Origin of the sequence: Microbacterium aurantiacum (assembly GCF_002872075.1) — a bacterium.
In the GTDB taxonomy this organism is placed as follows: domain Bacteria; phylum Actinomycetota; class Actinomycetes; order Actinomycetales; family Microbacteriaceae; genus Microbacterium; species Microbacterium aurantiacum_A.
Genome location: NZ_PGGU01000015.1, coordinates 57,293 through 76,652, shown reverse-complemented (window position 1 = coordinate 76,652; position 19,360 = coordinate 57,293). Strand labels below are relative to the sequence as shown.

The 19,360-nt window shown below is 69.2% G+C and carries 15 protein-coding genes; 3 read left to right on the top strand and 12 right to left on the bottom strand.

The genetic code is table 11. The features are described from left to right. Positions 1-8: 8 nt before the first annotated feature. The 8 genes from CUR96_RS10545 to rsmI all read right to left on the bottom strand — a co-directional run bounded on the left by CUR96_RS10545 (position 9) and on the right by rsmI (position 9,282). A complete protein-coding gene (locus CUR96_RS10545) occupies positions 9-1,178 on the bottom strand; it encodes a glycoside hydrolase family 1 protein (RefSeq protein ID WP_102193305.1) in 1,170 nt (389 codons plus the stop codon). A 37-nt stretch (positions 1,179-1,215) separates the two neighbouring features. Then, positions 1,216-2,964: an ABC transporter ATP-binding protein gene (locus CUR96_RS10540; protein WP_102193271.1), complete on the bottom strand. Its 1,749-nt coding sequence runs from the start codon at positions 2,962-2,964 to the stop codon at positions 1,216-1,218. Continuing rightward, positions 2,961-3,875 (bottom strand): ABC transporter permease, encoded by a 915-nt coding sequence (locus tag CUR96_RS10535; RefSeq protein WP_102193270.1) that lies wholly within the window; start codon positions 3,873-3,875, stop codon positions 2,961-2,963. Before CUR96_RS10535 ends, CUR96_RS10540 begins: the two co-directional genes overlap by 4 nt. After that, on the bottom strand, positions 3,872-4,852 hold the full coding sequence (locus CUR96_RS10530; RefSeq protein WP_102193269.1) for an ABC transporter permease: 981 nt from the start codon (positions 4,850-4,852) through the stop codon (positions 3,872-3,874). The genes CUR96_RS10535 and CUR96_RS10530 overlap by 4 nt, the downstream gene beginning before the upstream one ends. Beyond that, the gene (locus CUR96_RS10525) at positions 4,849-6,513 is read right to left on the bottom strand and encodes an ABC transporter substrate-binding protein (RefSeq protein WP_245861195.1); all 1,665 of its coding nucleotides are present in this window, start codon (positions 6,511-6,513) and stop codon (positions 4,849-4,851) included. Before CUR96_RS10525 ends, CUR96_RS10530 begins: the two co-directional genes overlap by 4 nt. 154 nt (positions 6,514-6,667) lie before the next feature. Next, complete coding sequence (locus CUR96_RS10520; RefSeq protein ID WP_180969001.1) at positions 6,668-7,774, bottom strand: LacI family DNA-binding transcriptional regulator; 1,107 nt, start codon at positions 7,772-7,774, stop codon at positions 6,668-6,670. Positions 7,775-7,843: 69 nt separating this feature from the next. Further along, entirely contained in the window at positions 7,844-8,464 is a 621-nt protein-coding gene (locus CUR96_RS10515) for a class I SAM-dependent methyltransferase (RefSeq protein ID WP_102193268.1), read from the bottom strand. Beyond that, a complete protein-coding gene (rsmI, locus tag CUR96_RS10510; RefSeq protein WP_102193267.1) occupies positions 8,461-9,282 on the bottom strand; it encodes a 16S rRNA (cytidine(1402)-2'-O)-methyltransferase in 822 nt (273 codons plus the stop codon). Before rsmI ends, CUR96_RS10515 begins: the two co-directional genes overlap by 4 nt. A gap of 35 nt (positions 9,283-9,317) precedes the next feature. Here rsmI and CUR96_RS10505 point away from each other — a divergent pair, with 35 nt between their 5' ends. Next, complete coding sequence (locus CUR96_RS10505) at positions 9,318-10,871, top strand: dolichyl-phosphate-mannose--protein mannosyltransferase (protein WP_102193266.1); 1,554 nt, start codon at positions 9,318-9,320, stop codon at positions 10,869-10,871. Positions 10,872-10,880: 9 nt separating this feature from the next. Here the strand turns inward: CUR96_RS10505 and CUR96_RS10500 are convergent, their stop codons facing one another. After that, a complete protein-coding gene (locus CUR96_RS10500) occupies positions 10,881-12,269 on the bottom strand; it encodes an amino acid permease (RefSeq protein ID WP_102193265.1) in 1,389 nt (462 codons plus the stop codon). Positions 12,270-12,487: 218 nt separating this feature from the next. Here CUR96_RS10500 and CUR96_RS10495 point away from each other — a divergent pair, with 218 nt between their 5' ends. Continuing rightward, positions 12,488-12,706, top strand: coding sequence for a hypothetical protein (locus CUR96_RS10495; protein ID WP_102193264.1), 219 nt, complete (start codon positions 12,488-12,490; stop codon positions 12,704-12,706). A 25-nt stretch (positions 12,707-12,731) separates the two neighbouring features. On the opposite strand, the gene CUR96_RS10490 is transcribed toward CUR96_RS10495, so the two are convergent. From CUR96_RS10490 to CUR96_RS10480, 3 genes are read right to left on the bottom strand one after another with little or no spacing between them, the layout of a single operon-like run. Then, positions 12,732-14,534, bottom strand: a complete 1,803-nt coding sequence (locus tag CUR96_RS10490) for a thioredoxin domain-containing protein (RefSeq protein WP_102193263.1) — start codon at positions 14,532-14,534, stop codon at positions 12,732-12,734. Between the two features lie 33 nt (positions 14,535-14,567). After that, the gene (locus CUR96_RS10485) at positions 14,568-15,404 is read right to left on the bottom strand and encodes an aldo/keto reductase (RefSeq protein ID WP_102193262.1); all 837 of its coding nucleotides are present in this window, start codon (positions 15,402-15,404) and stop codon (positions 14,568-14,570) included. A 10-nt stretch (positions 15,405-15,414) separates the two neighbouring features. Further along, positions 15,415-16,590 (bottom strand): heparan-alpha-glucosaminide N-acetyltransferase domain-containing protein, encoded by a 1,176-nt coding sequence (locus tag CUR96_RS10480; protein ID WP_245861193.1) that lies wholly within the window; start codon positions 16,588-16,590, stop codon positions 15,415-15,417. A 51-nt stretch (positions 16,591-16,641) separates the two neighbouring features. Between CUR96_RS10480 and hrpA the strand changes: the two genes are divergently transcribed. Beyond that, positions 16,642-19,360, top strand: a 2,719-nt coding sequence (gene hrpA / locus CUR96_RS10475; RefSeq protein WP_180969000.1) for an ATP-dependent RNA helicase HrpA, incomplete at its 3' end; no start/stop codon positions are given.

Sequence of the window (19,360 nt, the reverse complement as noted above, 5' to 3'; positions counted from 1 at the left end):
GGATTCCGTCAGAGTCCGTTGCGGCGGGCGACATCTCCGAGCCAGGCCAGGGCCGGCTTCGGCGTGCGGACGAAGGTCTCGTGATCGAACGCGATCAGCCCGAAGGTCGGAGCGAAGCCGCTGGCCCACTCATAGTTGTCCAGCGCGCTCCAGTGCTGGTAGCCGCGCACGTCGATGCCGTCGGAGATCGCTCGATGCAGCCCCTCCAGCGCCCCCTGGGTGTACGCGATGCGGCGAGTGTCGTCGGACGTCGCGATGCCGTTCTCGGTCACGAGAACCGGGACTCCCCCGCTGAGCTCCCAGGCGCTGCGCACGCCCATCTCGAGAGCCTGCGGGAAGAATTCCCAGCCGGTGAGCGTGGTCTCCACGTCATCGGCGACCGGGATCGGCCCCTCCGGTCCGATGAACGTACGGGTGTAGGCCTGCACGCCGACGAAGTCGTCACCGGCGGACTGCTCCAGGTACCAGTGGTCGCGCGGGTCGCCGTACTCGGCGAGCATCTCGTCGGCACCCGGTTCGCCCGTGGAGTGGAACGCCTGCGTGGCGATCGTCCAGCCGGCCTTGACGCCGTCGACCGTGTGCAGGATCTCCGATGCCCTCCGGTGCGCGGCGAGCAGCGTGTCCGCGACACCGAGGTCGGGGCGCGGCAGGCCGAACGCGACGAGGTTCGACGCGTCCTCGCCTCCGGCGAGCATGGCCGCGATGTTCGGCTCGTTGATCGTGCAGACGTAGTCCACGCCGTCGAGGATCGGCAGCACCGTCTCGACGTAGCGCGAGAACAGGTCGACGGCGTCGTCCGCGCGCCAGAAGCCGTCCCGCTGGAACCACTGCGGCACCGTGAAGTGCATCAGCGTGACGGTCGGATCCAGTCCGTGCTCGCGCGCCGTGTCGATCATGCGGCGGTAGTGATCGAGCATCGCCCGGGAGACGAATCCGCGTTCCGGTTCGATCCGCGCCCACTCCACGGAGAACCGGTACGAGTTCAGGCCGGCTTCCGCCAGGAGGCGCATGTCCTCCGGGTAGCGGTGGAAGTGGTCGGCCGCGTCTCCGGACGGCTCGACCATCGGCGAGCCCGGGGCGTGCTCCATCGCCCACCAGTTGCTGGTCGTGTTGTTCCCCTCCACCTGATGGGCCGCGGTCGCGGCGCCCCAGAGGAAGCCTTCGGGGAATTCGAGCACGGGTGCTCCTTTCGTCGTCATGAACGGATCAGCGGGGTCAGCGTGCACTGCGGGCCGGGTTGGGAACCGCATCCAGAAGCTGCACGGTGTAGGGATCCTCCGGATGCTGCAGCACCTGGGCGGTCTCGCCCCGTTCGACCACCCGCCCGCTGTTGAGCACCAGGATGTTCTCGGTGACCAGGCGGGCGCTGAGCAGATCGTGCGTGATGTAGAGCATGCTGATGCCCCAGCGCTCCCGCAGGTCCTCCAGCAGAGCGAGGACGCCGGCGCGCAGGGAGACGTCGAGCATCGACACCGGTTCGTCGGCGATGAGCACCTGGGGGTCGCTGGCGAGCGCTCGTGCGATCACGACGCGCTGCCGCTGGCCCCCCGACAGCTGGTGGGGCAGCTTGGCGGCGAACTGCTCGACCGGGGTGAGCCCGACGGTCTCGAGAAGCTCCAGCACCCGGGCCCTGGCCTCCCGGCCCCGGAGCGGCGCGTAGTTCACCACGGGGCGGGTGAGCGCGTACTCCACGGTGTGCAGCGGGTTCAGGGCCGAGTACGGATCCTGGAACACCATCTGCACGTCCTTGCGGAGATCACGCAGTCCGCGACGACGTAGAGATGGCACGTCGACGTCACCGAATCTCACGATGCCGGATGTCGGCTTCTCGATACCGGTGATCAGCTTCGCGATGGTCGACTTCCCCGAGCCGGAGGCGCCGACGAGCGCGAGCGCCTCCCCCGGCTCCAGGCGGAACGACACGTCATCGACAGCGGTGACCGGGTCCTGACCGCGACGCGGGGCGGGATACACCTTGGACACGCCGTCGACGACGACCGCGGCATCCGCGCGGTGTGCATCTCGCTGCGACACGGTCGGCTGCGTCTCGGTGACGTCTGTACGGGTCTTGCCCTCGCGTCGCCGCGTGCCGAGGTCGACGAATCCGGGAATGGAGATCGTCTCGGCGCGCGGATCCGCATAGTGGCTGAGCAGCATCTGCGTGTACTCGTCCTTCGGCCGCGTCAGGATCGCGTGGCTGGATGCGTCCTCGACGATGCGCCCCTCGTGCATCACCATGACGCGGTCGGTGGCTTCGAGCACGATTCCGAGATCGTGGCTGATGAGGATCGCCGTGAAGTGCTCGGTCTGCTGAAGCTCGCGGATCGTGTCCATCACGGCGTGCTGCACGAGCACGTCCAGCGCCGTCGTCGGCTCATCGAAGACCATGAGCTGCGGCTCCAGCGACAGCGCGATCGCGATCGACGCGCGCTGCCGCATCCCGCCGGACAGTTCGCCGGGGTAGCGCTTGAGCACCTCGGGGCCCAGGCCCACCTTGCCGACCAGATCGCGTGCGCGCTCCTCGCGCTCGCCTGCGGGAATGTGCCCGTGCGCGGCGAAGACGTCACGGAAATGCGCACCGACGGTGCGCACCGGGTTGAGCGCGTTCATCCCGGATTGCAGCACCATGGCGAATCCGCCCTGCCGCTGACGGCGCAGCTCCTCGGCATCCAGCCCGCGGATGTCGCGGCCGCCGAAGAGGATCCGCCCGCCGCTGATCCGCGCCGGCGGCTTCTGCAGCCGTGTCACCGCGAAGCCGAGCGTCGACTTGCCCGAACCCGACTCCCCGACGAGCCCGACGAACTCACCGCGTCGCAGCGCGAACGACACATCCTCCACTGCGGTGACCGGTATGGCGCCGGGCGAGGCGTACTCGACGGAGAGTCCCTGCACATCGAGCAGCACCTCTCGCTCGTCGGTCGCCTCGGCGTCCGCTGCGATCGATGTCGGCGTGTTCACGCTCATCGTCCTTTTCCTTCCCGCAGGCGCGGGTTGGATATGCCATCCACGCCGAAGTTGATGAGTGTGAGACTCAGCGCCAGGAGCGCGATGCACAGACCGGGGGCGAACAGCAGCAGCCACTGCCCTGTGAGCAGGGAGTTGGAGTTCTGCGCCCAGTAGAGCATCGTGCCCCAGCTGACGATGCTGGAGTCGCCGAGCCCGAGGAACTCGAGCCCCGCTTCGGCGAGGATCGCCGCCGTCGCCGCGCCGAAGAGCGTTCCGGCGATGATCGAGGTCATGTTCGGCAGGATCTCCCGGAAGACGATCCGCATCGGGCTGTCGCCGGAGAACTGCGCCGAGGCGACGAAGTCGTTCCCGCGCAGCGACTGCGTCTGGCTGCGCAGGACGCGCGCGCCCCACGCCCACCCGGTGACGACGATCACGGCGATGATCATCAGGATGCCGCCGTTCTGCAGATAGGCGGCGATGACGATCATGAGCGGCAGCCCCGGGATCACGAGGAACAGGTTGACCACGAAGCCGACCGCTTCCCCCGCGAAGCCGCGCATGTACCCCCAGCTCAGGCCGATGAGGACGGCGACGATGGTCGAGAGGATGCCGGCGGCGAAGCCGACCAGAAGACTGACCTGCGCACCGTAGATGAGCTGACTGAGCACGTCCTCACCCGCCGCGGTGGTCCCCAGCCAATGCGCCACCGAGGCGTCGGCATTGCGCTCGAAGCTGTTGTCCTTCGCGCCGTACGGTGCGATGAGCGGGGCGAACACCGCCACGAGCACGAAGAACGCGAGGATGCAGAGTCCGAGGCGGGCCTTGCCGTTCTCCCAGAGGGTTCCGACCATCCTCCCGAGCGAGCGCCATCGGCTGGGCGCGGCGATCCGGTCAACGGGCACTTTGACGTTCATCGTGGAGGTCATCGGCGGGTCCTTGGGTCCAGTACGCCGTACAGGATGTCGACGAGGAAGTTGGCGATGAGCACGCTCACGGTGATCATCAGGAAGAGCGCCTGCATGAGCGGGTAGTCCTGTCCGATCACGGCGTTGAAGAGCAGATACCCGATACCGGGATATCCGAAGACCTGCTCCACGAGGATCGACCCGCCGACCACGCCGCCGAGCGTGAGCCCGAAGCCGGTGAGGTTGGGAAGGATCGCGTTGCGAGCCGCGTACCGGAGGGCGATGGTGCCTCCGCGCAGTCCGTTCGCCTCGGCGAACGTGACGTAGTCCTCACCGAGCGTGTTGATCATGGCGTTGCGCATGCCGATGATCCAGCCGCCGAGCGACGTCAGGAGGATCGTCAGCGCGGGAAGCACCGCATGCCGGGCGAGGTCGGCGATGAACTCGCCGGTGAACCCGGGCGTCGTCGTCGCCGAATAGGCGCCGGTCGTGGGGAACCAGTGGAGCACGTAGCCCAGGAAGAACAGCAGCAGGAGCGCCGTCCAGAAGTACGGGAAGGTGCTGAGGAACGAGCCCGTGAGCGTGGGCAGCGCATCCAGCCAGGTTCCCCGCCGCCATGCCGCCGCGACGCCGATGAGCGTGCCGATGACGAATGCGAGGATCGTCACGATCCCGACGAGGACGAGCGTGTAGGGCAGCGCCGTGGAGACCATGCTCGCCACGCTCTGCGGATAGAAGGTGTAGGAGACTCCGAAGTCCAGCCGGGCCACCTGACCGAGGTACGCGACGTACTGATCCCACATCGAACCGGTGGGAACGCCGAGCTGTGCTTCGATGGCCGCGCGCGTGGCGTCCGAGACCGGCCCGTTCTGCGACAGCTTCGCGAGCGCCGCGTCTGCCGGCGAGCCGGGCATCAGCCGCGGGAGGAAGAAGTTGAGGGTGATCGCGGCCCACAGCGTGAGCACGAACAGCCCGAGCTTCTGGAGGAGGTACTTCACTGGCCCTCCTCCTTCACACGCTCGAGCCGGGTGAAGATCATCAGCGGCGCCGAATCGTAGTTCTGCGGGATCATGTACGGGTCCTCCTCTGAGGGCCATCCGGTGAATTTCGCGTCGTTGAACAGACCCCAGATGCCGCCGTAGTACAGCCCGATCACGGGCAGATCCTCGTAGACGATGTTCTGCAGTTCGTGCACGATCGCCGCCTGGCGGGCAGGGTCCACCGTGGCTCGGTACTCGGCCAGCAGGGCGTCGGCGTCGGCTGACCGGTAGCGCTGGAAGTTGTTCGAGGTCGTCTCACCGGAGGGCACGTAGAACTCGCTGGAGAGAAGACCGTTGTACGCCTGGTAGACGTCGCCGTTCCCCATGCCGCCGATGGCCATCTCGAAGTCGCCGTTGCTGATGGCGCTCTGGTAGCCGGCGGGCTGCGGGAGCTTCAGGGTGACCTTCACTCCGACCTCGGCGAGCTGACGCTGAACGGCTTGAGCTGCCCGAGTCCAGTCGGAGAAGCCGTTGGCCGTGGTGAGGGAGAACTCCAGCTGCTCGCCGTCCGCGCCGACCAGCCGGTCGCCCTGCAGCGTGTAGCCGGACTCGGCGAAGGCCGCCAGTGCGGCATCCGCGTCCTGGCTGATCATGCCTTCGTCGGGGATCGCCGGGTCGAGATACTCCTCCTGGTTCGGCAGCACGAGGCCCGTCTGCCCCGCCGGCTGCATGTAACCTTCCGACGCGGTCTCGGCGATCTCCTCGCGGTCGAGCGCGAGCGCGATCCCCCGGCGCACGTTGACATCGTCGAAGGGCGCGACCTCGAGGTTCGGCACCAGGGAGATCACGCCGGCCGGCGGGAACCACCAGTCGTTGTGCGGGCTGGCCGCTCCCCAAGTGCCCTCGACATCGGAGATGAAGGAATAGGCCCAGTCGTATCCACGGGTGACCGTGTCGAGCTGGGAGTTCGTCGCCGGCAGCACCACGTGCTCGATCTCGATCGAATCCGCCTGCCAGTACTCCGGATTCCTGTCCATCGAGTACTGCTGATCGTTGTAGTTGCCGAGCACGAACGGGCCGGTGCCGACAGGCTCTTCGTTGCGCCAGGTACCCGGATCGGAGACATCCGACCACAGGTGCTCGGGGACGATCATCGTCTGCCCCAGGATCGGCAGCGAGGGCGCATCCTCGCCCTTCAGGTGGAACACGACGTCGCCGCCCTCGACGTCGACGCTGTCGAGGTGCTGCCAGGCGCCCTTGATGTCGAGCGCCGGATTGTCCTTGAGGAGCTGGAACGTGAACGCGACGTCTTCGGGGGTGAAGGCCTCGCCGTCGCTCCACCGGACCCCGTCCCGGATCGTCATGACGATCGTGCGTGCGTCCGGCTGGGTCCATTCAGACGCCAGCCACGGGTTCTGCGTGCCGTCGAGCGGGTTGACGAGGATGAGCGGCTCGTAGATCCACCGCGAGGCGGTGCGCGTGTTGGTGAGGTACGGGTTGAAGTTCCGCGTGAAGAACGGATTCCCCTTGTCGGCGTTGATGAGCATCGTGTCCTCGCCGATCGAGGGATCAGGCTGAGAGCTGATCTGGATGCTGCACCCGCTGAGCGCGACGGCTGCGACCGCGAGGCCCATCACCGCGGCTCTCCGCCAGCGCCGGAACATGTGCGTCTTCGACACCCTGCCACCTCATGTCGTCTCTGTCATGAAGGGCGCTCGTCGGTCCGAGCACCCGTAACGGCATCCGCCGCTCCGGCAATTGTAAGCGCATACATTTTGGAACCGCAACCCCTGGACGGGATCCCGAGCGCGTCGATCGCGCGTGATCCGAGCGTCAGGTCCGACGCGCCGAGCTCTCCCGGAGCATGATCTCCAGCGGCAGGCGCACGAAGACCGGATCGATGTCGGGCTGTTCCAGCCGGCGTGCCAGCACCTGCACCGCTGCCCTGCCGAGCTCGATCATGGGCTGGCGGACGGTGGTCAGCGGCGGGCTCGACAGCGCCGCCGCCTCGATTCCGTCGAACCCCGTGACGAGCAGGTCGTCGGGCACGCGGACACCGGCAGCACGGAGCACGTCGAGCGCGCCGAGAGCCATCTGATCATTGGCCGACATCATCGCCGCGGGCAGCTTCCCGCTCAGGAGTCGTTCCGCTGCGCGTCGTCCGGAGGCCCGGGTGAAATCCCCCCGCACGACAGTGACGTCGTCGATCGGGATGCCGGCTTCGGAGATCGCCGTGGAGAAGCCCTCCCAGCGCTGCAGGCCGTCCGGGGAGTCCGCGGGTCCTGCCAGGAAGGCCGGCGGGCTCCCGTCCGTCTGCGCGAGGACGAGCCGGGTGAGCTCGGCCATGGCCTCGGTGTTGCTCACCGTGACGTGGTCGTAGCGGTCACCGCGCGGGGGGCCGGCGAGCACCACCACGGGGATGCGGCGGGCGAGCCTGGCCAGCACATCATCGGGCACACTGCTGGCGAGGACCATCAGGCCGTCCACGCGGCCGGCCATGTCGCGCACCGTGGAACGGTCCGGATCATCGCGCCCGACGCCGATCATGAGGACGAAACCCTGTTTCCAGGCCTCCAACTCGGCTCCTCGAAGCACCTCGTCGAGGAAGAGCATGGTCGGGTGGCTCTCCGCTTCCGCCGCCTCGTCGTGAACGACGGTGAACGGATGCGCCGGAGCACCTGCGGCGGAGAGTACGTCGAGCGATGGGGCTTCCTCGGCCGCGTCGAAGCCGGGAAAGTACAGCCCCAGCACGCCGGTCCGGCGCTCGGCGAGGCCTCGGGCGCTGCCGCTGGGCACATAGCCGAGAGCGGAGACGGCGTCGAGAACGCGTTCGCGGGTGACCGGCCGCACCGCGTCCGGCATCCGCAGCACCCGGGAGACGGTCGCGATCGAGACGCCCGCACGGTCGGCCACGTCGTACACCGTCGCAGCCTTCGTCACGATCCACTCCCTCCGCCTGCCTGAGCCCAGGCTACCCGGCGAGCATCCCCGCCCACGGAGAACACCGCGTCAGACACGGCGGGCGGTCACGGAGCCGTGCGGGCGCCGACTGGCCTCGCCTGCGACTCTTTCGCGTCGCTCGCGCTCGACGACGTCGAATCCCGCCGCTGTGAGGACCTCGGCGAGCGCATCCGCCGACCAGAACCAGGCGGGGAGCACCGCATGCGCGAACTGCTCCCGCGGTTCACCGTCGAAGAAGCCGAGGAGGAGGCTTCCGCCCGGTGCCAGCACGCGAGCGAACTCGGCGAGCGCGGCCGGGACGGCGACGGGCGGCGAGTGGATCAGGGAGTACCAGGACAGGATTCCGCCGACTGAGCCGTCCGGGAACGGGAGGCCGCGGAACGTGCCCTCGAGGAACCGCAGGTGGGGGAAGGCCGTTCGCGCCGAGGCGAGGAATTCCGCGGAGAGGTCGATCCCGACGACCTCGCGGGCGCCGTCATGCAGGAACTCTGTCCAGTGCCCCGGCCCGCATCCGGCATCCAGCAGGGTGCCGGGTGTCGCATCCCGCCATCGCGCGATGAGGTCCCGATCCACTGCCTCCATCTGGTCGATGCGCCCGGCGAGATCGAGGTACTCGGCCGCTCGGGCGTCGTAGGCCGCCGCGATCGCGGTATCGGAGTCGCGGGTCATCGGGTCCGGGCGGCGAGCGCCGCCTGATACAGGTCGCGGGAGGACAGTCCGGTGAGCCCGGCGACTTCGGCGGCGGCATCCTTCAGGCGGATGCCGGAGGCGACGAGCGTCTGGACCTGGGCGAGCGCGTCCTCGGGCGACGCGTCCCGCAGGGCTGCGCCCTCGACCACGACCACGATCTCGCCCTTCACGCCGGCGGAGGCCCACTCGACGAGCTCGGATGCCGTGCCCCGCCGGACCTCTTCGTAGAACTTGGTGAGCTCACGGCAGACGGCGATGCGGCGATCGTCGCCGAACGCGGAGCCCATGTCGGCGAGAGATCCGGCCAGTCGGGCGGGCGACTCGAAGAAGAGCATCGTGCGCGGCTCCGCGGCGAGCGCCCGCAGCATCGAGCGCCGCTCGCCCGGCTTGCGCGGCAGGAAGCCCTCGAAGGTGAACCGGTCGGTGGGCAGGCCGGAGATCGCGAGCGCCATCAGCACGGCACTGGGGCCGGGGATGGCTGTGACCGTGACCCCCTGGGCGACGGCTTCGGCGACCAGCCCGTAGCCCGGGTCGCTGATCGCGGGCATCCCGGCGTCGCTCAGCACGACGATGTCGGTCTCCACGGCGAGCGCGGCCAGTTCGGCGGCCTTCTGCTTCTCATTGTGGTCGTGCAGGGCGATCAGGCGCGGCCGGTTCTCGATGCTCAGCGCCTTGAGGAGCTTCTGCGTCGTGCGGGTGTCTTCGGCGGCGATGATCTCCGCGTTCTCGAGAACCTCGATCAGACGGCGCGAGGCGTCGCCGAGATTGCCGATGGGTGTGGCAGCGAGGATGATCACCCGCTCAGCCTATGTCCGTTGTCTAGGCTGTAGCCGTGACCGCACCCCTGCCCCTCCTGCCGGCTCACCAGGAGCGGCTGACACACTACGGGCGGCTTCGCGACCGTATCGTCCTCGACCCCGACTGGGGGCGGATGCTGCGCTGGTTCGCGCCGCTCGCGGTGACGATGCTCGCGCTGGTGCTGCGCGTCACCGGCGCGGGTCATCCGCACGTCCTCGCCTTCGACGAGACGTACTACGTGAAGGACGCCTGGTCGCTGTGGACCCTCGGCTACGAGGGCACCTGGGGGGACGGAGCCAACGAGGCCTTCCCGAGCGGCACGGACCTCCCTCTCGCTCCGAGCGGCTCCTTCGTCGTGCACCCGCCGCTGGGCAAATGGATCATCGCTCTCGGCATGGCGATCGGCGGACCAGGCGTCAGCGAGGGGTGGCGTCTGACGACGGCCCTCATCGGCACCGGCACGGTGCTGCTCGTCTACCTGATCGCGCGCGAGCTGTCGGGTTCGCTCGTCGTCGCCACCGTCGCGGGCTCCCTGCTGGCCATCGACGGCCTCAGCATCGTCATGAGCCGGATCGCCCTTCTGGACGGTTCGCTGACGTTCTTCATCCTGCTCGGATTCCTGTTCGTGCTGCTCGATCGCAGGCGCGCGATCCCGATCCTGGAGCGGCGTGATCCCGACGAACCCGACCCGTTCTGGGGGCTGGTTCTGTGGCGCCGGCCGTGGCTGATCGCCGCCGGAGTCGCCCTGGGTGCCGCATCCGCCGTCAAGTGGTCAGGGCTGTACGCGCTCGCCGGCCTCGGACTGTACGTGGTGGTGACGGATGCTCTGGCGCGCCGACGCGCGGGGGTGGTGTTCTGGCCGACCGCTGCCGCATTCCGGCAGGGCCCCGTGTCGTTCGTGCTGCTCGTGCTCCCGGCGCTCGTGACATACCTGGTCAGCTGGACCGGGTGGCTCGTGACCGCCGGCGGATACGACAGGCAGAGCGATCCGAACCCGCTCGTCGCGCTGTGGAACTACCACCAGTCGATCCTCGGCTTCCATGTCGGGCTCTCCACCGGGCATCAGTACGAGAGTCCGGCCTGGCAGTGGCCGCTGTTGCTGCGCCCGACCGCCGTCTGGGTCGGCGGCGAGCCAGGCACGTGCGGGGTGGATCACTGCATCGCCGTGATCTCCAGCATCCCCAACCCGCTCATCTGGTTCGGCGGTGTCGCGGCATCCGTCTATCTCATCTACCGGTTCGTGCGCGGCCTGATCGAGCGCGCTCCCGTGGGGCCGGCGTTCACGGTGCCGCTGGTCGGGCTCGCGGTGACCTACGTGCCCTGGTTGCTGATCCCGGAACGGACGATCTTCCAGTTCTACACCGTGGCGATGATGCCGTTCCTCGTGCTCGCCCTCGCCCTGACGCTGCGGGAGATCGCGGGCGGTCGCGACGAGCCGCTGTACCGGCGTCGCTCCGGCGAGAGCACGGTGCTGGTCTTCCTCGCATTCGCCGTGCTGGTGTCGGCGTTCTTCTACCCCGTCTGGACCGGGATGAACGTGCCGTACCAGTTCTGGCTCGTGCACAACTGGATGCCGGGCTGGATCTGATCGCCGGAGCTACTCCGGCACGACGTCCGGGCGCGAGACCCCGCGGGTCAGGCGGGCGACCAGCAGCAGAACGGCGGTCAGTCCGATCGTGAGCAGCAGCTGGGTGCGCGCTGCCGGATCGGTCAGGGCGAGGGCGATGACTCCGGCGAGCAGCGCCAGGCACAGCCACGACAGCCACGGGAAGCCCCACATGCGCATCGGCAGCGTCTCTCCGGCCTGATCCGCCCGTCGGCGCAGGATGATCTGCGTGATCGCGGTCGCCGTCCAGATCACCAGCACCGTCGAGCCGACGACGTTGAGCAGGGCCGGCAGCACGACGTCCGGGAAGGCCCAGTTCAGTCCGACCGTGACGAATCCGAACGCGACGGATGCCAGGACGGCGACGTACGGGACACCCTTCTCGCTGGTGCGGGTGATCGTCTGCGGAGCCAGGTCGCGCTCGCCCAGCGAGAACGCCATCCGCGAGGCGCCGTAGATGTTCGCGTTCATCGCCGACAGCAGGGCGATGACGACGATGAGCGACATCACCAGGTCGACTCCCGGCACCCGGATCGTAGCGAGCACCGCCGAGAACGGTCCGTCCAGGACTGCGGGGTCGTTCCACGGCAGCACAGCGACGATGACGAAGATCGAGCCGAAGTAGAACACGATGATCCGCACCATCACCTCACGGACGATGCGGCGGATGTTGCGCGCCGGGTCGTCGGACTCGGCCGCCGCGATCGCCACGACCTCGGTCCCTCCGAACGCGAACAGCACGATCAGGAGCGCAGCGGCCATCCCGGTGAGCCCGTTCGGAGCGAAGCCGCCGTGCGCGGTGAGGTTGCCGATGCCGGTCGCCGGCACGCCGGGGAGGAGGCCGATGATCGCGCACACCCCGACGACGAGGAACAGGATGATCGCGGCGACCTTGATCGCCGCGAACCAGAACTCGAAGCGGCCGTAGTTGCGCACGCCGAAGAGGTTGACCGCCGTGAGCGCCACCACGAAGACGAGCACCCACATCCACGCGGGCACCGCCGGCACCCACCCGACGACGATGCCGGCGGCGCCGGTGGCCTCGGCCGCGATCACGACGACGAGCTGGATCCAGTACAGCCAGCCGACGGCGCTGCCTGCGCTGCGTCCCATCGCCTTCTGCGCATAGGAGCTGAAAGCGCCCGAGCTGGGCCTCGCCGCCACCATCTCGGCGAGCATCGCCATCACCAGCACGACGATGGCGCCGGCGACGAGGAACGAGATGAGCACGGCCGGGCCGGCGAGCCCGATGGCCTGGCCGGATCCGACGAAGAGGCCGGCGCCGATCGCGCCGCCGAGGCCCATCATCGAGATCTGGCGTCGGGTGAGTCCCGGGTGCAGGCCTGGGGTGGTCGTCGTCGTGGTCGGCACTTCGGTCATGCGGGGACGTCCTCGTTCATTCGCTGATCTGGAGTGCGGGAGCGCCCGTCGGGGCGGCGCCGGGCGCCGCGCCAGACTAGACCAGATGCCTCGGTCGGAGCAATCCGGTCAGCGTGCGCCGGGCACACCGCGCAGACGACCGGCGTTCCGCGGTGGCCGGGTGCGCATAGTGCTCACCGGGGCGTCGCGCGACGGGACGGCGTCGCTAGGATCGCCCCATGGGCAGCGCGAGCGGATTCGAGTTCACCGTTCGCGGCGACGACGTCGTCATCCAGCACCACGGCATCACCGCGACCGCCCTCCGCGGAGCACGCGCGACCGAGTTCCTGGCGCAGGTCCAGCAGGGCGACCCGCAGCTGCTCATGGCTCGCGTCACGGGGAACTACCGACGCGGCAACGAGCGGGCTGCGCGGCAGCATCCGCGCAACGCGCGCTGAGAACCCGCTCCACACGTCATCCGACTCAGCGCAGGACGGAGAGCTCGGCGGGATCCGACACCGGGAGCCGGCACACGAAGGCGCGGCAGTCGTACGCTCGCTCCGCAGCTTCGGCTTTCCCTGAGAACAGCTCGAAGCCGGCATCCGCGAAGGCGACGGCCTGCGCCGACGTCACCACGGCGACCACATCGGCATCGGCGACGCGCGCCGCCCCGGCGAGCGCGCCACCACGATCCGCGGTGACGACGACCACCTGTCGCGGCGGCTCCGCGAGTCCGGCGGCGACCTGCAAGAGCGACCCATAGGCGAACGGCTGCGCCAGTGCGCGTGCCGAGTGCTCGCGTACGACGGCCTCGGCAGCGGCACGGTAGTGCTCTCCGGCGCCGAGTCGCCAGGCCGTCAGCGCCGATGCGGCGACGGCTGCCGCGCCGGACGGCAGGTCGCCGTCGCTCTGGTCGGGCGAGAGCGCCACCGCGTATTCGGACAGCACCGGATCCGCCGCGACGCCGTCGAGCGCCCGGTCGAGGATCTCCCTCCCCCTCACGGCCCAGGCGACGTCGCCGGATGCTGTGGCGAGGGCGAACAGGCCGTCGGCGAGGAGGCCGAGATCGGCCCGGGTCGCGACTGCCGTCGACGCGATGCCGTCGAGGGATGTGCGCACGAGTTCCCCGTCCGCACCGCGGTTCACATGCAGGACGGTGTCGGCCGCGCGCGCCGCCGCGGCGATCCAGGGCTGTTCCCGCAGCAGGTCGCCGGCGCGCGCGAGAGCGCCGATCGAGAGGCCGTTCCACCCGGTGATCACCTTGCCGTCCACCGCGGGCGGCTCGAGAGAGGCGCGGGCGGCCGCGGATCGCGCGTAGTAGCCGCCCTCGTTCCGCTCTCCGTCGATCCAGGATTCCGAATCCTGTGCGGCGCCGAAGCCGCCACCGTCTCGCTGCAGCACGTTCACCAGGAAGCCGGCGATGCCTCGAGCGGTCGCGGTGTCCCCGTCCTCGAGGGCGGCCTCCAGCAGCTGGGCGTTGTCGGTGAGCATCCGTTCGTAGTGCGGCACCGTCCAGTCGCGCTGCGTGGCATAGCGGAAGAACCCTCCGTCGACGGCATCCCGCAGCTCGGACGAGACCATCGCGGCGAGAGCACGGTGCGCGGAAGCCGCGGCATCCGGGGCGTCACGTCGCACCAGAGGACTCTGCAGGAACCGCAGCGTGGTCGCGACGGGGAACTTCGGCGCCCCGCCGTACCCGCCGAACCGGTGGTCCTCCCGCGCGGCGATGGATTCGGCGGCCTCGACGATCGCGGCCCCGTCCGGCAGGCCGGAGGGCGATGGTGCTGCTGCCCTGGCGAGAGCCTCAGCGACCGCACCCGCGGACTCCTCGACCCCGTCCCGCCGCGACGTCCACGCCTCGCGCACCGCCCCGAGCACGTCCTGGAACGCCGGCATCGGCTCACGCGCGACGGGCGGCCAGTACGTTCCCGCATAGAACACCTGTCCCTGCGGCGTCGCGAACACGGTGAGCGGCCAGCCCAGGTTCTGGGTGAAGGCGGACGCGGCGGCCATGAAGGCGCCGTCGACGTCCGGATGCTCTTCGCGATCGACCTTCACCGAGACGAAGCCCTCGTTCATCACGGCGGCGATCGCCGGGTCCGCGAAGGACTCGCGCGCCATCACGTGGCACCAATGGCACGTCGAGTATCCGATCGAGATCAGCAGCGGAACGTCGCGTCGCTGCGCCTCGGTGAAAGCGTCCGATCCCCAGGGGAACCAGTCGACCGGGTTGTCCGCGTGCGCGCGGAGGTACGGGCTGAGCGTGTCGGCGAGCCGGTTGGTCATGCCTTCACGCTACGCCCGTGGCCTTCGAGTCGGTCAGTTGAACTCGTTCGGGTGCGTGCCGACGCGACCGGATCCGTCCAGCGGATCGATCTCGTCGATCCCGGCGACCTCGGCCTCGGTCAGCGTGAAGCCGAACACATCGAGGTTCTCGCGCAGGCGCTCGGCACGCACCGACTTCGGGAAGACGATGATGCCCTTCTGCAGGTGCCAGCGCAGCACCGCCTGTGCCGGCGTGACGCCATGCGCCGCCGCAGCCTCGGCGACGGCCGGCGTGCCGAACAGGTCGTACTTGCCCTGGCCGAGCGGCCCCCATGCCTCGGTGCGGATACCGCGCTCGGTGCTCCAGGCGACGACATCGCGTTGCTGGTACGCGGGATGCAGCTCGATCTGGTTCACCGCCGGCACGACGCCGGTCTCGTCGACGACCCGCTCCAGGTGCTCCACCAGGAAGTTCGAGACGCCGACGCTGCGAGTGAGTCCGGCTTCGCGCAGCTCGACGAGTTTCGCGAAGGCGTGCACGAAGTTGTCCTTGGCGGGCGTCGGCCAGTGCACGAGGTAGAGGTCGACCTGCTCGAGGCCGAGCTTCTCCAGGCTCTCCGCGATCGCCGCGTTCGGGGCGTCGCCCTCGTGACGGTCGTTCCAGAGTTTGGTGGTGATGAAGAGCTCGTCACGCGCGATGCCGCTCTTCGCGATCGCTGCACCGACGCCCTCTTCGTTGCCGTAGATGGCTGCGGTGTCGATGTGGCGGTAGCCGATTTCGAGTGCGTCGCTGACTGCTCGCTCTGTCTCGTCCGCGGGGACCTTGAAGACGCCGTAGCCCAGCTGCGGGATGGAGTTGCCGTCGTTGAGTTCGAGAGTGGGGATCGTCATGAGATCCAGCCTATGGGCGCAGCGCATGACGCGGGGCGGATGCGGCGGCATCCGCCACGCGTGCGGTCAGACGCTCCAGCGGACCGCGACCGAAGACGATCGACCACGTGGTCGTCACGATCAGCAGGACGACGGCCGACCAGATCCAGGTCTCGTTCGACGAGATGAATCCGCCGGGCCCGGCGAGAACCACGTACGACACCACGTGCGCGGTGTATGCGCTGAGCGGCATGGAACCGAGCGCAGCGAACGGAAGCAGCAGCCAGCGCAGTGGCCTGCTCAGCAGGATGCACACCCCGATCACGGCGGTGCCGAGGCCCCCGGCACCGAGGATCTCCATCACGCCGCCCGAATGCGGCGCGGCCTCCAGGACCGCATCCCGCATCCGGTCGAGCGGCTCCGCCTGACTCCAGAGCTGCACCCAATCGGCCCACCCGCGTGGCGAGGCGAACTCACCGCCTGTCGTGACGCTCGAGGAGCCGACGGAGCCCAGCCCGAAGCCGACCGTCGCGCAGACGAGGCCGACCGCGACGAACCAGACAGCCGTGCGCATGAGGTCGAGGCGCAGCCGCCCGAGCACCATTCCGGTCACGCCGAAGCACAGCCACACGGTGATCGGATAGCTGCCGAAGAGTACGAGCGAGATACCGCCGCCACTGGCGCCGGCCGAGAGCAGCGAGAGCAGCGCGAGCAGAGGCGGCCCGCACAGGCCGAGCAGTGCCGCCGTGAGGATCAGCCGCGACGTGCGCCAGCGCAGCACCGGGATGACGGCGATGTAGAGCACGCCGTAGAGGGTGAGGATCACCGCGATGGGGGTGTTCAGGAGCTCGAGGATCAGGCCGATGACGAAGATCGTCGCGCCACGACCGAGCATCCGCAGTCGCACCGCCGGCACGTCCTCCGGGGCGACCTCACCACGACGTGTCATCAGCGAGATCGAGAAGCCGGCGAGCAGCGCGAACAGCAGCGACGGGTTGCCGTGCACGAGTGCGGTCCAGGCCGCGGGATCCGAGGGCTCGACCGTCTCTGCGGTCTCCCCCAGATGGGCGCCGATCATGCCGATGATCGCGATCGCACGCGCGACGTCGAGTCCCATGATCCGCGGGGGCCGGCCGAAGTCCCGCCACCACTGCGACGCGGTCGGCGAGGTCGGCGCGGGGGCGGAGGAAGCTGCGGCTGTCGTCACGGATCGATCATAGGGATGCCGCCTCTCGGGGGCGTCATACGATAGAGAGCCATGCCTGCGTCCCCCCTCGTGATCTCCTACCCTCCGGAGCTGCCCGTCAGCGCCGCCAGGGCGGAGATCGCCGACGCCATCCGCGACCACCAGGTCGTGATCGTCGCCGGCGCCACCGGTTCGGGCAAGACGACGCAGCTGCCGAAGATCTGCCTCGAGCTGGGGCGGGAGCGCATCGCGCACACCCAGCCTCGGCGCCTCGCCGCCCGCACGATCGCCGAGCGCGTCGCCGAGGAGCTGCAGGTCGAACTCGGCACCCTCGTCGGGTACAAGGTGCGCTTCACCGACAAGGTCTCCGAGGCCACGCGGGTCGCACTGATGACCGACGGCATCCTGCTCAACGAGATCCACCGCGACCGGCTGCTCACCCGCTACGACACGATCATCATCGACGAGGCGCACGAGCGGTCGCTCAACGTCGATTTCCTCCTGGGCTACCTCGTCCGCATCCTGCCGGAGCGACCGGACCTGAAGGTGATCATCACCTCGGCGACGATCGATCCGGAGAGCTTCGCGAAGCACTTCGCGCCTGCTGGAGGAGAGCCGGCCCCGATCATCGAGGTCTCCGGACGCACGTACCCCGTCGAGATCCGGTACCGGCCCCTCGTCGACGACGCGGGAGCCGCGGAGTCCCCGAACCGGCCGAACTCCGGCGAACCGGACGACGAGGTGTCGGCCATCGTCACGGCCCTCCGCGAACTCGATCGAGAAGAGCCGGGAGACGTGCTGGTGTTCCTTCCTGGCGAGGCGGAGATCCGGGATGCGGCGGACGCCGTGCGCGGCGCCTACGCGAAGGACCGCTCCCCGACGGAAGTGCTCCCCCTCTACGGACGACTGTCCGCCGCCGAGCAGCACCGCGTCTTCGAGCGCAGTCGCGTGGCCGGAGTCCGTCGCCGCGTCGTCCTCGCCACGAACGTCGCCGAGACCAGCCTCACGGTTCCCGGCATCCGCTATGTCATCGACACCGGTACCGCGCGCATCTCGCGCTACAGCAACCGCTCCAAGGTGCAGCAGCTGCCGATCGAGGCGATCTCGCAGGCCTCGGCCAATCAGCGCGCGGGTCGTGCCGGACGCACCAGCGACGGCATCGCCATCCGCCTGTACAGCGAAGAGGACTTCCTCAAGCGCCCGGAGTTCACCGAACCCGAGATCCTGCGCACCTCGCTCGCGTCGGTCATCCTGCAGATGCTCGCCCTGGGATTCGGCGACATCACCGCCTTCCCCTTCCTCACGCCTCCTGATTCCCGTGGCGTGAAGGCGGCGTTCGACCTGCTCACCGAACTCGGTGCGGTGGCCGCGTCACGAGGTTCGGAGGCGCCGCGCCTCACGCGCATCGGCCGGGACATCTCACGGATGCCGATCGATCCGCGATTCGCGCGGATGCTCGTAGAGTCCGGCCGGCACGGTGTCACCGCCTCTGTCCTCCCGATCGTGGCCGGTCTGTCGATTCAGGACGTCCGCGAGCGCCCGGAGGAGCGCCGTGAGGAGGCCGACCGCCTGCATGCGCGCTTCGCGGACCCGACGAGCGACTTCCTCGCGATGCTGAACCTGTGGAACCACCTCCGCGAGCAGCAGGCCGAACTCGGATCCAGCGCATTCCGCCGGCTCTGCCGCTCCGAGCACCTGAACTACGTGCGCGTGCGTGAATGGTTCGACGTGCACCGGCAGCTGCGCACCCTGGTCAAGGCGGCGGACCCCACGGGCACCGCCGACCCGGATGCCGTGCATCGCGCCCTGCTCGCCGGGCTGCTCTCGCAGATCGGCCTGCTCGATGAGCGGAACGTGCCGACCGCGAAGGCGCACTCCCCCGGTAAGGATCCGAAACGACGTGTCGCGGAGTACCGAGGCGCGCGCGGCATCCGCTTCTCGATCTTCCCCGGCTCCGCCCTGCGGAAGAAGAGTCCGCAGGCAGTGATGGCGGCCGAGATCGTGGAGACGTCGCGAATGTTCGCGCGGACCGCCGCCGCGATCGACCCGGCCTGGGCGGAACCTCTCGCCGGAGACCTCGCGAAGCGGCAGGTCACAGAGCCGCACTGGTCGAAGGATGCCGGCGCTGCCGTCGCCTTCGAGAAGGTGACGCTGTTCGGGGTGGAGATCATCCCCCGGCGCCGCGTGCAGTTCGCCCGCATCGACCGGGCGGCGTCCCGTGAGCTGTTCCTCCGGCACGCGCTCGTCGAGGGCGAGTGGGATCCGCAGCGGATCGAGAAGCGGGTGAGTGCGTTCTGGCGGAGCAACGCAGAGCTGCGCAAGCGCCTCGAGAAGCTCGAGGAACGCGAGCGCCGACGCGACATCCTGGCCGGCGACGAGGCCGTGTTCCGGTTCTACGACGACCGGATCCCCGCCGAGGTCTTCGACGTGCGATCCTTCGAGACGTGGTGGCGCGAGGCCCTCGCATCGACGCCGAAGCTGCTCGTCATGCGCGAGGCGGACCTCCTCGACGACGACGGTCGCGCCGATCAGAGCGAGTTCCCGACCCGCTGGACGCAGGGCGACCAGGTCCTCGGTCTCGCCTACCGTTTCGAGCCGGGTGCGTCCGACGACGGCGTGAGCGTGGTCATCCCGCTGGCGCTGCTCGCGCAGATCGAGGATCACGGCTTCGACTGGCAGGTGCCGGGGCTGCGCGCGGAGCTCGTCACCGCTCTGCTGAGGGCGCTCCCGAAGACGATCCGCCGGCACGTCGTGCCCGCGGCCGACTGGGCCGAGAAGTTCGGCGCCGCTC

What these genes read in the sequence shown, in the direction of transcription:
- CUR96_RS10500 (WP_102193265.1), bottom strand. Translation starts at nt 12,269, where the DNA reads ATGACCGAAGTGCCGACCACGACGACGACCACCCCAGGCCTGCACCCG.
- CUR96_RS10540 (WP_102193271.1), bottom strand. Translation starts at nt 2,964, where the DNA reads ATGAGCGTGAACACGCCGACATCGATCGCAGCGGACGCCGAGGCGACC.
- CUR96_RS10490 (WP_102193263.1), bottom strand. Translation starts at nt 14,534, where the DNA reads ATGACCAACCGGCTCGCCGACACGCTCAGCCCGTACCTCCGCGCGCAC.
- CUR96_RS10535 (WP_102193270.1), bottom strand. Translation starts at nt 3,875, where the DNA reads ATGACCTCCACGATGAACGTCAAAGTGCCCGTTGACCGGATCGCCGCG.
- CUR96_RS10485 (WP_102193262.1), bottom strand. Translation starts at nt 15,404, where the DNA reads ATGACGATCCCCACTCTCGAACTCAACGACGGCAACTCCATCCCGCAG.
- CUR96_RS10495 (WP_102193264.1), top strand. Translation starts at nt 12,488, where the DNA reads ATGGGCAGCGCGAGCGGATTCGAGTTCACCGTTCGCGGCGACGACGTC.
- CUR96_RS10515 (WP_102193268.1), bottom strand. Translation starts at nt 8,464, where the DNA reads ATGACCCGCGACTCCGATACCGCGATCGCGGCGGCCTACGACGCCCGA.